Source organism: Stenotrophomonas sp. YJH_SMC_91, assembly GCF_059368495.1.
Map to the genome: position 1 here is coordinate 454,595 of NZ_JCAFRT010000001.1, position 15,031 is coordinate 469,625.

The window sequence follows — 15,031 nt, forward strand, 5'->3', positions numbered from 1 at the left end:
TGCGCGGGTTCAGCGTACACCACCCATTCATTGCATAAGGTCTCGCATCACCATGCCGAACGGTACCGTCAAGTGGTTCAACGACGCCAAGGGATTTGGCTTCATCTCGCCGGAGGATGGCAGCGCCGACGTGTTCGCGCACTTCTCCGCCATCAACTCCAAGGGCTTCCGCAGCCTGCAGGAAGGCCAGCGTGTCACCTATGACGTGACCCAGGGCCCGAAGGGTGCCCAGGCTTCGAACATCACGCCGGCCGAGTGATCCACTCGACAGTGCGTTGAAAACCCCGCTTCGGCGGGGTTTTTTTTTGCGCGGCGTGCCCGCGGCCGGTTCGCGGTCCACCCGCCTCGGGCACAATGTGGCCATGACGGAACGACTGCGTATTGCCGTGATCGGCTACGGCACCGCTGGACAGGCGGTGTCCATCCTCCTCACCCGTGACGGCCACGAAGTGGAGATATTCGAACGCGTGCCGACGCCGGGACCGGTGGGTGCCGGTTTCCTGCTGCAGCCCAGCGGCCTGCAGGTGCTGTGGCAGATGGGCCTGCTGGATGCGGTGCGCGCGCATGCCGCGCCGGTGCACCGCCTGTATGGCGACACGCCATGCGAGCGCGCGGTGATGGACATGCGCTACGACGGTCTGGATGCGCGCCTGCATGGCCTGGGCATGCAGCGTGGGGCGTTGTTCTCGCTGTTGGACCAGGCGCGCGCGGGGGCAGGCAATCTGCATGCGGGCGTCACCATCGCCGCCGTGGATGCCGAGCAGGGCCGCCTGCGCGACAGCGAAGGGCGCCTGCATGGCCCGTTCGACCTGGTGGTGGCCGCCGATGGCGCGGCCTCTACGCTGCGCAGCACCATTGCCGGCGGTGCCGGGCTGGACCGCGTGTATCCGTGGGGAGCGCTGTGGTGCCTGTTGCCGGCCGAAGACTGGCCGCATGTGCAGGAGCTGCGGCAGCGCTACGTGGCCGCGCGCAAGATGATCGGCCTGTTGCCGGTCGGCACGCGCCCCGGCGATGACACGCCGCGCCTGAGTTTCTTCTGGAGCCTGCCACGCACCGACTTCGAGCGCTGGCAGGCCGATGGCATGACGCCCTGGCTGGACGAGCTGCATGCGCTGTGGCCGCAGGCCAGTGCGCGCTTCGCCCACCTGCGCGATGCCGGCCAGCTGGCGCGCGCGGTCTATCGCGATGCAGTGATGACGCGCTGGCACCAGGGCCGCATGGTGCTGGCAGGTGATGCGGCGCACGCGATGAGCCCGCAGCTGGGACAGGGGGTGAACATGGCGCTGCTCGATGCGCTGGCGCTGCGCGATGCGGTGCGCACGCATGGCGGTGGTGCCGCTGCATTGCAGGCCTACCAGGCGCAACGCAGGGCCCACGTGGCGGTCTACCAGCGCTGGAGTCGCTGGCTGACGCCGCTGTTCCAGTCCGATCGCGATGCCTGGGCGAAGACGCGCGACGTGCTGCTGGGCCCGATGGGGCGCCTGCCGGGAGGCCGTGGCCACATGCTGCGCGTGCTCAGCGGCACGCAGCAGGGGTGGTTCGGTTCGCTTACGCTGGATCCGGCCTTCATCGACGCATTGGCGACGACGATGGAAATACCTCGCAGCAACGCGATCACGGCCGGCGCGTGAAGCGTGCCGTCACGTGAATTAACGGTTGCCTCACCGCGGATGTGCGAGAAGTAGGTTGCACGCGACTGCGCGTCGCCCGTTTTCCTTTCCGTGATCAACATCGCGCGTGGCCCGGGCGGCGCTGCCGTTGCGGCCTGTTGCGGCCCGGACGTGCCGCCTGATGTTGAAGAGGAGGATGCCATGTTGTTCGCGGTCGAGGAGCTGGAGTCGGAAATCTGCAAGCTGCGTGGACTGCTGCAGATGCTGCACGAGGACCAGCCCGACGTACTGGAGGATGTATTCGAGTTCCATGTTGGCAGCCTGGTCAGCCATGCGTCGCCGGAACACCACGCACGCATCCGGACCTGCGCGCAGGAGATGCTGGCGGCAATCCAGGCCTTGCCGCGGCGGCGTGAGAATGACACCCCTGATTTCCAGTTGATGCCGCAGCTGGGCATTGGCCCGGCCTGAGTCAGGCGACCGGCAGTTCCACCAGGCCGCTTTCCACGCAGGCGATCATCTGTTCGCCGCGGGCGGGGGCAGGCACGATGCCTGCAGTGAATGCGGAGAAGGCCGGCAGGACCGTCATCCGGTCACGCAGCCAGAACGCGGGGAAGCGCCGTCGCAGTGGCCTCAAGGCAACCTGCGGGTGCAGATGCCCGGCGATCACATGCAGCGCCGCATCGGGCATCGGCTCATGCCGAAGCAGGAACGGCTGCAGTCGTACTTCATCGTGGATCTGGACCTGCAACTGCGCGTGCGGCAGCTGGCGGTCGTGATTACCGCGCAGGACATGCACGTCCAGCGAAGCATTGCGTTCACGCCATCCCAGCCATTGCTGGTACCACCCAGCGCGATGCGCCGGCCCATGCAGGATGTCGCCCAGGATCCACAGCTCGCGGCAGGCATGCAGGTCCAGAAGCCGCTGCAAGCGTTGCAGGTCTTCGCCGGTGCCGCCGCTGGGCAACGCGATGCCGGCGCGACGGAACACATCGGCCTTGCCCAGATGGAGGTCTGCGATCAGCAGTGCCTGCCGCGCGGGCCAGTACAGCGCACGCGCGCCCACCAGGACCACGGACTCACCAGCAAGCAGCAGCGGCAATTCATCGGTCATGGCGGCGCTCCAGTTGCTGGGCCGCGCGCTGCACGCGCATACGCCAGTCTTCATTGCTGAACTGACCGCGCAGGCGTTCGGCCCACAATGGAAAGCCCAGCGGCGTGAGTGATGACGGTCGCTGCAGCGACAGCTGCTGCGTGCCGATCCGCTCCAGTACCTGCTGCACCCCCGGCAGGTCGAGGCTGTCGTACAGCACTTCATGTTCCGCCAGCGCCAGCAGCAGGTGTTCCGGATCGTGCTCGCGCAGCACGTCGAACAGCAGGCCCGCGGACGCCTGCAGCTGGCGCAGCGACCGTGGCATGCCACCGGGCAGGCTGGGCACCAGCAGGCCTGCTACGCGTGCGATGCCCCGGAACTGACGTCGCGCCAGCTCGCCCAGGTTCACTGCAGCGCGCAGATCGTCCAGCAACCGGTCATTGCCGAACAACGCACGCCATTGCGCCTCATCCAGATCGATCGGCCGCGCCGGCGCCAGCACCAGGCCATGATCGTTCACCGCATAGCCAATGCTGTTGCGTTGCTGGCGGGTGCAGCGCAGCGCCAACAGCGCGGCCAGTGCCTCGTGTACGTGGCGGCCGGCAAAGGGGTAGACGAACATGAACTGGCCTTCGCGGCGCCGCACCTCTTCCACCAGCAGGTGCTCTGGGCCGGGAAGCGCTGACAGCTGTTGCTGCAGTGCCAGCAACGGTGACAACCAGCGGGATTCGGCACTGTCGTCGGCGCCGGACAGCACCCACTCCAGCTCACGGCCGAGTGGCATCGACAGCGGCAACTGGCCTCCCTGCCAGCGCGGCACCACACCATCACCGCGCCCTCGTGCCAGCCGCACGAAAGCGGTCATGTCGCGCAGCTGCACCAGTTCCAGCAGGCGCCCGGCGAACTGGAAACGGTCGCCGCGACGCAGGCGGCTGGCGAACTGCTCCTCCACTGCACCAAGCCCGCCACCGCGCAGGAACTGCACGCGCACGCTGCCATCGCTGCTGATGGTGCCGATCGACAGGCGGTGCCGCAGCGCCTGGCGGCGATCGTGCATGCGGTAGCTGCCATCGGCATCGCGCACGACCTTGTGGAAATCGGGGTACTGCGCCAGCGCCTGCCCACCCTGCACGATGAAGTCCAGCACGGCCCGCCATTGTTCATCGCCCAGCGTGGCGAAGGCATGGGTGCGACGCACCTGCGCCAGCAGCGCATCACTGTCAAAGCCCCCAGCGAGGGCGCGGCTGACCGCATGCTGTGCCAGCACGTCCAGTGACAACGTCGGCGGTCGACGCGCTTCGACCACGCCTTCGTGCAGTGCGCGGCGCACCGCTGCATATTCGGCCAGTTCCAGTGCGTGGCTGGGTATGCAGACGATGGCCCCCCCGGCGCCGGGGCGATGGCGTGCGCGCCCGGCGCGCTGGCGCAGCCGCGCCACGCCCTTGGGGCTGCCCAGCTGCAGTACCTGTTCAACCTCCGGGAAATCCACACCGAGGTCGAGGCTGGAGGTCGCCACCACGCAGCGCAACGCGCCTGCGCGCAGGCCGTCTTCCACCTGCTGGCGCAGTGCTGGATCCAGCGAGCCATGATGTAGTGCCAGCGTGTCCGCGTCTTCCGGCCATACCGCAGCCAGCGCCTGGTGCCACAGCTCGGCCTGCGCGCGGGTGTTGGTGAACAGCAGGCTGCTGCGTACGGCCATCAGCGCGTCCAGCACGCGCGGCAGCTGCGCCAGGCCGAGATGCCCCGCCCAAGGGAAACGTTCACCCGGTTCCGGCAGCAGGCTGCGCACGCTGATCGCGCGCGGACGAACGCCCTGTACGATCGGTGCATCCTGTTGGCCAGGCAGCAGCACGTCGCGGGCCTGCGGCAGGTTGCCCAGCGTGGCCGACAGTCCCCAAAGCTGCAGGGAAGGGGCGGCGTCGCGCAGCACCGCCAGGTTCAGCTGCAGCAGGACGCCGCGCTTGTTCCCCAGCAGTTCATGCCATTCGTCCACCACCACGCAGCGCAGCTGGCGCATGCGTGGCAGTGTGTCGGGATAGCTCAGCAGCAGTGCCAGCGATTCCGGCGTGGTCACCAGTACGTCGACGCGGCCTTCGCGGGCCTGCCGGCGCTCGCGGTTGCTGGCATCGCCGCTGCGAAGGCCGACCCGCCAGCCCAAGCCCAGCCCGTCGACCACTGCCTGCAGTGCACGTGCGGTATCACTGGCCAATGCCCGCAGCGGCGTCACCCACAGCACCTGCAGCGGCCGCACCGCGCTGGCCCGGCGCGGTGCCGACGGTGGATCGAGCATCGCCTGCAGCAGCGGGCCGCCGAACATGGCCAGCGTCTTGCCGCTGCCGGTGGGGGTGTGCAGCAGCCCGGAGTCGCCTGCCAGATAGTGCCGCCACATCGCGCGCTGGAACGGCAGTGAGCGCCAGCCGCGCGCAGCGAACCAGTCTTCCAGCCGGCGCAACGCCTGGCGGCGGTTCATCGCGCCAGCGCCTGCAGCGTGGCCAGCTGATCGGCTTCGGCGGCGGGCTTGTCGTGGCGCCAGCGCAGGATGCGGGGAAAGCGCACGGCGATGCCGGATTTGTGCCGGCTGCTGCGGTTGACTGCCTCGAAGCCCAGTTCAAACACCTGTTCGGCACGCACGCTGCGCACCGGGCCAAACCGTTCACGGGTGTTGGCGCGGATCCAGCGATCGAGGGCCAGGATTTCCTTGTCATCCAGGCCCGAATAGGCCTTGGCCACCGGCACCAGCGTATCGCCGTCCCAGACGCCGAAGGTGTAATCGGTGTACAGCGTGCTGCGCCGTCCATGGCCGGCCTGCGCGTACAGCAGCACGGCATCAATGGTCAGGGGGTCGACCTTCCATTTCCACCAGTCGCCGCGCCGTCGCCCTGACTGGTAGGCGGACGTCCGGCGTTTCAGCATCAACCCTTCCACGCCCCGCTCATGGGCGGCCTCCCGCAACGTGGCCGCCTGCAGCCAGTCTCCAGCGGGTACGTCGGGCGACAGCTGGATGCGTGTGTCGCCCAGGGCACCGATGACCTCGGCCAACTGTGCACGCCGTTGCTGCAGTGGCAGCCCGCGCAGATCCTCGCCATCGCGTTCAAGCAGGTCGTAGGCAAGCACGCGTACCGGGGTGTTGCGCAAGGTCGCTGCACCGGGCTTGCGACGCTGGATGCGGGTCTGCAGCGCGGTGAAGGCGCGCGGCAGGTCGTCGCTCTCGTCCCAGGCCAGCAGTTCTCCGTCCAGCACGCAGCCGTCGGGCAGCGCCATCGCGGCCTGTTCAATTTCCGGGAAGCGGCCATCCAGCCGTTCCTCGCCACGTGACCACAGCGCCACTTCACCGCGTCGGCGCAGCAGCTGCAGACGGATTCCATCCCATTTCCACTCCAGCAGCCAGTCTTCGACCGGACCCAGCCGTTCGCCCGGTTCGCCCTCCAGCGGTGAGGCCAGGAAGAACGGGTACGGCTGCTGCCGGTCCAGTGGCAGTTCATCCGGCGACAGCAGCTGCCCCAGCAACCCGGGAGAGGGCACCCACTCGCCGAGCATGCGCTGGGCGATGCGCGCGATGTCCAGGCCGGACCATTCTGCCAGCGCCTGCTGCACCAGCCGTTGCGAGACACCCACGCGCAGCGCGCCGGTGAGCAGCTTGTTGAACACCAGGCGCTCGCCGCTCCGCAGCTGCCGCCAGCCGGCGACGACCGCCGCACGGCGCACCACTTCGGGCTGGTTGGCCACCGCCAGCAGATGCTGTTCGATCCAGTCCGACAACGGCCGGTCGGCGGCGGGATGCAAGGGGTCATCCAGCAGCAGTGTCAGTGTTTCGGCCAGATCGCCGACCTGAGCGTAGCTGTCTTCCACCAGCCAGGCGGGCAGTCCGGATTCCTCGGCAATCCAGCTGCGCAGCTCACCACTGGCGGCGATCCTGCGGCGTGCGCCGCCGACCTTGCCGCCGCTGAGCAGGTACAGCGCCCACGCCGCATCGTGCGCCGCTGCGTGGCGGAAGTAGTCGACCAGTGCGGCGCGCTTGTCCAGCGTCGCAGTACTGCGGTCCAGGCGCTGGTAGAGCGCGGCGAACGCCTTCATTCCTCGCTCCCGAAGTCGGTGCGAAAGGCTTCAGCCGCCACGCCGCGCTCGCGCAGGAACGGAATCAATGCATCGGTATTGCCATGGGTGGCGATGACCCGCTGCGCGCCGGTCTGTTCGATGGTCTGCAGCAGCGCGGGCCAATCAGCGTGATCGGAAATGACGAAGCCCCGGTCGACGTTGCGGCGCCGCCGGTTGCCGCGCAGTTGCATCCACCCCGAGGCGAACCCCAGTTGATGCGGTCCGAAGCGGCGCATCCACGGCGTGCCTGCGGCCGAGGGTGGGGCCAGGATCAACTGGCCGGCGGCATCGGGTTGACGCCCCTGTTCGGCGACGGTGAGCGTCTCCAGCATCGGGATGTTGGCCTGCCGGTAGACCGACACGCCATTGGCGATGGCGCCGTGCAGCCACGCGGGGCGGTCGTCCAGTGGCAACAACTCGGCCAGCACCCGCTGCGCCTTGCCGAGTGCATAGCACAGCAGGATCGCCGCTTCGCCACGTTGTTCGCATTCGCGGCGCCACGCCACGATCTCTGCGGCGACCGCCGGGGTGTCCGGCCAGCGATAGATCGGCAGCGCGAACGTCGCTTCGGTGATGAACGTATCGCAGGGCACCACTTCGAAGGGCGTGCAGGTCGGGTCGGGTTGGCGCTTGTAGTCGCCGGACGCCACCCACACCCGTTCACCATCGTCGATGCGCACCTGGGACGAACCGAGCACATGACCGGCCGGATGCAGCGATACCTGCACCCGGCCCAAGCGGAACGGCACCCCCTCGGCGTGCGCCTGCACGCCAACATCGCCCAGCCGCCAGCGCAGGATCGGCAGGCTTCCTTCGCTGCAGTGGTATTCGCCCATGCCCGGGCGCGCGTGGTCGCCGTGGCCATGGGTGATGACCGCGCGCGGCACCGGGCGCCAGGGATCGATGTGGAAATCTCCCGCAGCGCAGTACAGCCCCTCCGGACGCAGCACCACCAGATCGTCATTGCCTTCCATGCGGCCACTGTGGCCTGCGCTTCGTGCAGGCGGTGAGAACCGGCCTGAACACGGGCTTGGCGGGGCATGCGGCACAATCGGACCGCATACCTCTTGCCGCCAGGATGGACCGGATGAGTGGACCCAGCTTCAGCAGCAACGCGCCGTTTGAAACCCATGTGGTGCTGAACCAGCCGCCACCGTTCGCGGGACGCCAGCTGTGGACCGACGATGTGGCGTTGGCGGAGGCGGTGCATCGCGAGGGTGCCGGTGCCTTAGCGCCACGCCTGGCCGTGTACGGAGCCTTGGCCGGCGACGAGCTGTACCGGCTCGGCTTCGATGCCAACCGTGATCGCCCGCGGCTGCGTACGCACGATGCGCAGGGCCACCGCATTGATACGGTCGAGTTCCACCCTGCGTACCACCAGCTGATGTCCGCAGCGAAGCAGCATGGCGTGGCGGGTCTGTCCTGGCACGAGCCGCAGCCCGGCGCACACGTCGCGCGTGCGGCGCTGAGCTACCTGCACCACCAGGCCGAAGCCGGCACCAGTTGCCCCTTGACCATGACCCATGCGGCGGTGGCAGTGCTGCAGTCGCAGCCGCACCTGGCCGAATGGGCGCGCAAGGCCGCCGCGCCGGTCTATGACCCGCGCGACGTGCCGGTGGCGGACAAGACCGGCATCACGCTGGGCATGGGCATGACCGAGAAGCAGGGCGGCTCGGATGTACGTGCGAACAGCACGCGCGCCGAGCCGATCGATGGCGAACGTTACCGCCTGGTCGGGCACAAGTGGTTCTTTTCCGCGCCGATGTGCGATGGCTTCCTGGTGCTGGCGCAGGCGCCGGGCGGGCTGACCTGCCTGCTGATGCCGCGCCGGCTGGCCGATGGCGACCGCAATGCATTCAGGCTGATGCGGCTGAAGGACAAGCTGGGTGACTGGTCCAATGCGTCCAGCGAGGTCGAGTTCTGTGGCGCGCAGGCATGGCGCGTGGGCGAAGAAGGGCGTGGCGTGGCGACCATCATCGGGATGGTGATGATGACCCGCCTGGACTGCATGCTGGGTGCGGCCGCGGAGATGCGCATGGCGCTGGCGCAGGCGCTGCATCATGCACGCCATCGGCGCACCTTCGGCAAGCTGCTGGTGGAGCACTCGCTGATGACCAACGTGCTGGCTGATCTGGCGCTGGAGTCGGAAGCGGCCACGGTGTTGGCGATGCGCATCGCACGCGCGGTGGATCGTGCCGGTGTGGATGCCAATGAAGCGGCGATGGCGCGGTTGGGGACGGCGCTGGGCAAGTACTGGCTGTGCAAGCGTGCGCCGGCCTTCGTCAATGAAGCGCAGGAATGCCTGGGCGGTGCCGGCTACGTGGAGGAGTCGATGCTGCCCCGCCTGTACCGGCAGGCACCGTTGAATTCGATCTGGGAGGGCAGCGGCAACATCCAGTGCCTGGATGTGCTGCGTGCGCTGGCGCGTGAACCGGAGGCGATGGCGGCGTTGCGCGGTGAGCTGGCGTCGGTGGCTGACCGTGATGCGCGCTATGCAGCGGCATTGCAGCGTTGGGCAGCGGCGCCGCCACCGGAGGAAGCGCAGGCGCGGCTGTTCTGCGAGCGCACTGCGCTGCTGCTGCAGGCGGCGCTGCTGCTGCGTGCGCGCAGTCCGATGGCGGAGGCGTTCGTGCGTAGCCGGCTGGAAGGGGAGCATGGGCTGGCGTTCGGGACGCTGCCGGCGGGGCTGGAGCTGACGGCGATGCTGGCGCGCGCGCTGCCGTAGCGGCGGCCCACGCCGGCTCTCGACACCTACGCTGACAGATTTTCATCAGATAAGGCTCGGGCGCGCCATCCATCGCGCTTACGCCCCTGCGCAACCTGCCCGCGCGTCCTTGGACACTTTCCGTAGGCGCACACCACGGAATCAACAGAAGAAGCAGGGAGCGAAAAGCAGAAAAGCCGCGGCGGTGCCGCGGCTTTTCCTGTGGAACCGAGCCGGTGCTCGGCTGCCGGTAGGGCTTAGTGCTTGGCTTCTTCCTTGGCGGCGTTGGCCTTGGCGTCATTGGCGACATCGCGGGCCTTGTCGGCGACCTTCTGCGCGGCGTCGGCGGTGGCGTCGCTGGCGTGCGCGGCGGCGTCGGTTGCGGCGTCCTTGGCCTTATCGGCGGCGTTGGCAGTGGCGTCTGCGGCCTTGTCCAGCGCCTGCTGGGTATCGGCGGCGGCCTGCTCGGAAGCGGCGGCGGTCTTGTCGGCGGCTTCGCGGGTGGCGGCAGCAGCCTTGTCGACGGCGTCGCGGGCGGCAGCGCCGGCGCTGTCGGCCGCCTGCTGCGCGTCCTGCTTGGCCTGTTCGGCTTCCGGGCCCTTGCAGGCGGCCAGGGCCAGCAGCAGGGAGGCGGCCAGCAGGGTGGTGGTGATCGGACGAATCTTCATGGCGGTCTCCGGCACTGCAATGGATGGGGACGCCAGCCTATTCATGCCGTTGTGAAGACCGGGTCGCGATGCAGGGGCTTGATCGCCGGCATCCACGCAAAGAAAAAGCCGCTGGCGAACCAGCGGCTTTTCCGGAACAGCGTGAAGAAAGAAGTTATTACTTCTTGGCTTCTTCAGCAGCGTCCTTGGCCTTCTCAGCGGTGCCTTCAGCAGCCTTGGCAGCGTCAGCAGCAGCGCCGGCAGCAGCGTCGGTGGCAGCACCGGCGGTCTGGGCAGCGGCGTCGGTGGCGGCGTCAGCAGCGGTGGCGGCGGTGTCAGCGGCCTGCTGGGCAGCGTCGGCGGTCTGGGCGCCAGCAGCGGCGGCCTGGTCGGCAGCAGCCTGGGCTTCGGTGGCGGCTTCGTTGGCCGAAGCAGCGGCGTCCTGGGCAGCTTCCTGCTTCGAGCAGGCGGCCAGGGCCAGAGCCAGGGACATCGCGACCAGCAGCTTGTTGATGCTCATTGTGTAAATCCTCGTCGTTAGAATTAGGCAACGCGCATGCTGCGCGCCGACAACATGATGACAAGCCAAGATTGGGTGTCAAGCGATCCCGCATTCATTTTTGCGAAATCATCGTTAAATCTTTTTAAATCAATTCGATGGCGATTGCCGTTGCTTCGCCGCCGCCGATGCAGAGGGTGGCAATGCCGCGCTTGCCACCACGCGTGCGCAGAGCGTTGACCAGGGTCACCACAAGACGTGCGCCGGAGGCCCCGATGGGGTGACCCAGTGCGCAGGCGCCGCCATTCACGTTGAGCTTGTCGTGAGGGATGCCCAGTTCGCGCATCGGGGCCATCGCCACCACAGCAAAGGCTTCGTTGATTTCGAACAGATCGACCTGGTCCAGCGACCAGCCGGTCTTGCCCAGCAGCTTGTGCAGCGCGCCGATCGGCGCGGTGGTGAACCACTCCGGTTCCTGCGAGTGGGTGGCGTGGCCGACGATGCGGGCCAGCGGGGTGATGCCACGTGCGGCCGCGTCTTCCTCGGTCAGCAGGACCACCGCGGCGGCGCCGTCGGAGATGCTGGAGGAACTGGCGGCGGTCACGCTGCCGTCCTTCTTGAAGGCCGGGCGCAGGGTCGGGATCTTGGCGATGTCCGAGCGCCCCGGCTGCTCGTCGATGGCGACCTCGACGTCACCCTTGCGGGTGGCTACCTTCACCGCGACGATCTCATCGGCAAACGCACCATTGGCCTGGGCAGCCTGCGCGCGCTTGACCGACTCGATCGCATAGGCGTCCTGCTCTTCGCGGCTGAACTGGTACTTGTCCACCGCGCACTCGGCGAATTCGCCCATGGCCTTGCCGTCATAGGCGTTGACCAGGCCATCGTGGGCCATGTGGTCGACCGCCTGGAAGTTGCCGAAACGGTTGCCGGTACGGGAGTTCGGCAGCATGTGCGGGGCGTTGGACATCGATTCCATGCCGCCGGCGACCACGATGCTGGCCGAGCCGGCCTTGATCAGGTCATGGCCGAGCATGATGGTCTTCATGCCCGAGCCGCACACCTTGTTCAGCGTGGTGGCACCGGCCGACAGCGGGATGCCGGCGGCGATCGCCGCCTGGCGGGCGGGCGCCTGGCCGAGGTTGGCCGGCAGCACGCAGCCCATCAGGACTTCGGAAACGTCGCTGGCCGGGACACCCGATTGTTCCAGGGCGGCGGCGATGGCTGCGGCGCCGAGGGTCGGGGTCGGCACGCCGTTGAACTGGCCGAGGAAGGAGCCGATGGCGGTGCGCTTGGCGGCGGCGATGACGATGTTGGACATGGCAATCTCGTTGATGCGTAAGCAATGTTCGGAAAGGAGACCGGAGGCCGTTGGATGCGCCCCGGTTTCCCGGCAGACTGCGTGGGGGTCGGCCCAAGTATAGAGGGTCGGGGAGGGCTGCCGCTGTGCGGCGCCGAACGCCTGCCGGGATGAAGGCAGGCCAACGTTCACGGGAAGGAATCGATGGAGCGAACGATGATGGTGAGGTCTGTGCTGGCAACCGCGCTGGCGATGGCGCTGACGGCCTGTGGTGGAGGCGGCGGAGGCGGCAGCAACGTGCGCGTCGACCCGCCCCCGACCACGCCGACGCCTCCAACCACGCCTCCGCCGACGACACCACCGCCGGCCAAGCCGCAGGAGCCGGCCTTTGATGCGCATCTTTCAGTCACCAACGCGCGTGCCGCACAGGCCGCCGGCCTGACCGGGCAGGGCGTGCGCATCGGCATCGTCGATTCGGGCGTGCAGCGCAACGCGGTGGCCTTGAATGGTCGCGTGCTGGCCAACTTCAATTACATCGATCCCGCCAGGAACAACCTGGCGGTTGATGACGTGGTCGGGCATGGCACCGCCGTGGCCAGCCTCGCCGCCGGCGCAGCAGTGGGGACCTGGCCGGGCGGTATCGCGCCAGGCGCCCAGATCGTCTCGGCAAGGATCATTTCCGACAAGCCGCCGACCGATGACGGCAGTGGCCAGGGCAATGCCTTCAGTGGGCCGCTGGGCGTGGCCCAGGTCCACCAGGACCTGATCAGCTACAACGTGAAGGTGATGAACAACTCGTGGGGCGGCCTGTACTGGACCGACCTGCCGACCACCGCGCAGGTAGCCGCCGAATACCGGCCGTTCGTGATCAACCACGGTGGCCTGGTGGTGTTCGCCGCCGGCAATGACGGCCGCAGCGAGCCGAGCAGCCTGGCCGCGCTGCCCAGCCAGAAGGGCGTGGCAGGCACGCTTCCGGCGGCCGATCTGGAGCGCGGCTGGCTGGTGGCCACGGCGGTGGACCCGTTTACGCCGGGCGCGCTGGCCAGCTATTCGAATGCCTGCGGCCAGGCGGCCCGCTACTGCCTGGCGGCGCCGGGCAGCGCGGTCTACCCGGATGCCAACGGTGGCAGCTACTACTGGAACTACGGCACCTCGTTCGCCGCGCCGCTGGTCTCCGGTGCGGCGGCGCTGGTCTGGCAGCGCTTCCCCTACTTCAACAACGATCTGGTGAGGCAGACCCTGCTGGGCACTGCCAAGGACATCGGTGCGCCCGGCGTGGATCCAGTGTTCGGCTATGGCCTGCTCGACATCGGTCGCGCGATCAACGGTCCCGGCCGCTTCGACTGGGGCGATGTGGTTGCCAACGTTGATGCCGGCTCGACCAACTCGATGTGGAGCAACGACATCACCGGCAGCGGTGGCCTGGTCAAGCAGGGCGGAGGCAAGCTGGTACTGGCCGGCAACAACAGCTATTCCGGCGCCACCCGCATCGAGCGCGGCATCCTGACGCTGCAGAACGGTGGCGTGATCCGTTCAAATGTGACGATCCTCGCCCAGCCCGACCCGGACTCCACCGGTCTGCAGTTCAACGGTGGCACGCCGCGGGTGATCGGCAATGTGGTCAACGGCGGCAGCGTGTTCCTCACCACCGGCAACACCACCGGCACCATCGAGGGCAACTACACCCAGCAGCCCGGCGCGCAGCTGATGATCGCGCTCGGTGCCAACGCACTTCAGGTCACCGGCAACGCAACGATCAATGGCGGTGTGCGTGTGCACGGCTTCGTCTCCGGCTATGTGCCGCAGAACGGAGCGCGCCAGGACCTCATCCACGCCGCGGGTGGCCTGAACGGCACCTTCAGTACCCAAGCCACTTCCACCGGCCTGCAGGGGCTGACCCTGGTGGCACCCACGTATGGCTACGACAGCAACAACGCCTGGTTGAACGTGAACCAGGTCAGCGTCACCGCCGCAGCCAGTGGCCTGAGCGCCTCCGCACAGGCCGCAGCGCAGCGCCTGGAAGGCGCATTCGCAGTGCTCGACGGCAACACCGGCCTGCAGGGATCGCCCTTCGGTGCGGCAGCCGGTGCGCTGCAGTGGGCCGGAGGCGGCCAGCAGGGCCTGGCCGACAGCCTGCAGAGCCTGTCCGGCCAGGCGCATGCCCGCGCCGAGGCCGCCACCTTCGACAGCATCGACATGTCGCGGCGTGCGATTGCCGAGCGCTTCGATCGTGTACAGGCCACCCCGCGCCTGCGCGGGAGCTGGCAGAGCGCGCTGGGTGAGGCGGGGCAGGGCAGCTTCGCCGGCAACGCCGCCGACAGCCGGGGCTGGATGGCCGGCCAGGATCTGCCGCTGGGCGGCAACGGCCTGATGGGCGTCGCCTTCGGTGAGACCCGCAGCAATGGTGGCAGCAGTTTCGGCGGCGATCGCGGGCGTGATCGCCAGGCGCAGGCACAGTTGTACGCTGGCTGGAACCTGGGGCGTGGCTATGCGCTGGCCCAGTTCGGCAGTGGCCAGTTCACCCGCGCGCTGGATCGCCAGCTGCTGCTGGGTGCGGGCGCCTATGGTGTCTCGGCGCGTTACGGCGGGCGTTTCAGCAGCGCCAGCGTGGAAGGCGGATATCGCCTGGGCCGCGCAGGGGCTTCGGTGACGCCCTACCTCGGTGCCAGCACCACGCGTGTCGATACCGATGCGTTCAATGAGCTGGGCGGTTTCGGCTTCGGCCTGCGGGGTGATGCCACCCGCGCGCAGCGCAGCCAGATGCTGGCCGGCATCCGTGGCGAGCGGGGCTGGGGGCGTTGGAACCTGCGCGGACACGCCGAGTGGCAGCAGCGGCTGGACGGCGGTGACGCCGATTGGCAGGCCAGTTTTGTCGGCGTGGATGCCTGGGCGCCGCTGGCAGGCTGGAATGCGCCGCGCGGCAGTGCGCTGATCGGCGTCGCGCTGGAATCGTGGTGGGGCCGCAATGGCCGCTTGAGCCTGGGTTTCGACCAGCGTATCGGTGGCGAGGGCGCGCGGCAGGCTGCGTTGCGCTACAGCACCGGGTTCTGAGCAATCGGTCGCGCCGGGAAGGCTCCCGGCGC

At 68.3% G+C, this 15,031-nt stretch carries 12 protein-coding genes; 5 read left to right on the forward strand and 7 right to left on the reverse strand.

Annotated elements, in window-relative coordinates:
• Positions 1 to 52 precede the first annotated feature (52 nt).
• From AC5P5X_RS01960 to AC5P5X_RS01970, 3 genes are all read left to right on the forward strand, one after another.
• A complete protein-coding gene (locus AC5P5X_RS01960; RefSeq protein ID WP_005410590.1) occupies positions 53 to 259 on the forward strand; it encodes a cold-shock protein in 207 nt (68 codons plus the stop codon).
• Positions 260 to 362: 103 nt separating this feature from the next.
• Positions 363 to 1,631, forward strand: a complete 1,269-nt coding sequence (locus AC5P5X_RS01965; RefSeq protein WP_111189529.1) for an FAD-dependent oxidoreductase — start codon at positions 363 to 365, stop codon at positions 1,629 to 1,631.
• Between the two features lie 180 nt (positions 1,632 to 1,811).
• A complete protein-coding gene (locus AC5P5X_RS01970; protein WP_024958257.1) occupies positions 1,812 to 2,081 on the forward strand; it encodes a hypothetical protein in 270 nt (89 codons plus the stop codon).
• A 1-nt stretch (position 2,082) separates the two neighbouring features.
• On the opposite strand, the gene pdeM is transcribed toward AC5P5X_RS01970, so the two are convergent.
• From pdeM to AC5P5X_RS01990, 4 genes are read right to left on the reverse strand one after another with little or no spacing between them, the layout of a single operon-like run.
• Entirely contained in the window at positions 2,083 to 2,724 is a 642-nt protein-coding gene (gene pdeM / locus AC5P5X_RS01975) for a ligase-associated DNA damage response endonuclease PdeM (protein WP_111189526.1), read from the reverse strand.
• On the reverse strand, positions 2,714 to 5,173 hold the full coding sequence (locus AC5P5X_RS01980) for a ligase-associated DNA damage response DEXH box helicase (protein ID WP_111189525.1): 2,460 nt from the start codon (positions 5,171 to 5,173) through the stop codon (positions 2,714 to 2,716). The genes pdeM and AC5P5X_RS01980 overlap by 11 nt, the downstream gene beginning before the upstream one ends.
• Positions 5,170 to 6,777, reverse strand: a complete 1,608-nt coding sequence (locus AC5P5X_RS01985; protein ID WP_111189524.1) for an ATP-dependent DNA ligase — start codon at positions 6,775 to 6,777, stop codon at positions 5,170 to 5,172. The genes AC5P5X_RS01980 and AC5P5X_RS01985 overlap by 4 nt, the downstream gene beginning before the upstream one ends.
• Positions 6,774 to 7,772, reverse strand: a complete 999-nt coding sequence (locus AC5P5X_RS01990) for a ligase-associated DNA damage response exonuclease (RefSeq protein WP_005414211.1) — start codon at positions 7,770 to 7,772, stop codon at positions 6,774 to 6,776. Before AC5P5X_RS01990 ends, AC5P5X_RS01985 begins: the two co-directional genes overlap by 4 nt.
• 113 nt (positions 7,773 to 7,885) lie before the next feature.
• Here AC5P5X_RS01990 and AC5P5X_RS01995 point away from each other — a divergent pair, with 113 nt between their 5' ends.
• Positions 7,886 to 9,523, forward strand: a complete 1,638-nt coding sequence (locus AC5P5X_RS01995) for an acyl-CoA dehydrogenase family protein (RefSeq protein ID WP_065183435.1) — start codon at positions 7,886 to 7,888, stop codon at positions 9,521 to 9,523.
• Between the two features lie 236 nt (positions 9,524 to 9,759).
• On the opposite strand, the gene AC5P5X_RS02000 is transcribed toward AC5P5X_RS01995, so the two are convergent.
• From AC5P5X_RS02000 to AC5P5X_RS02010, 3 genes are all read right to left on the reverse strand, one after another.
• Positions 9,760 to 10,170 carry a hypothetical protein gene (locus AC5P5X_RS02000; RefSeq protein WP_005410582.1) on the reverse strand — a complete coding sequence of 137 codons (411 nt, stop codon included), beginning with the start codon at positions 10,168 to 10,170 and terminating at the stop codon, positions 9,760 to 9,762.
• 157 nt (positions 10,171 to 10,327) lie between these two features.
• Positions 10,328 to 10,669 carry a hypothetical protein gene (locus tag AC5P5X_RS02005; protein ID WP_005410581.1) on the reverse strand — a complete coding sequence of 114 codons (342 nt, stop codon included), beginning with the start codon at positions 10,667 to 10,669 and terminating at the stop codon, positions 10,328 to 10,330.
• A 124-nt stretch (positions 10,670 to 10,793) separates the two neighbouring features.
• Positions 10,794 to 11,969: a thiolase family protein gene (locus tag AC5P5X_RS02010; RefSeq protein WP_111189523.1), complete on the reverse strand. Its 1,176-nt coding sequence runs from the start codon at positions 11,967 to 11,969 to the stop codon at positions 10,794 to 10,796.
• A 183-nt stretch (positions 11,970 to 12,152) separates the two neighbouring features.
• Between AC5P5X_RS02010 and AC5P5X_RS02015 the strand changes: the two genes are divergently transcribed.
• Complete coding sequence (locus tag AC5P5X_RS02015) at positions 12,153 to 14,999, forward strand: autotransporter serine protease (RefSeq protein ID WP_111118438.1); 2,847 nt, start codon at positions 12,153 to 12,155, stop codon at positions 14,997 to 14,999.
• Positions 15,000 to 15,031 lie beyond the last annotated feature (32 nt).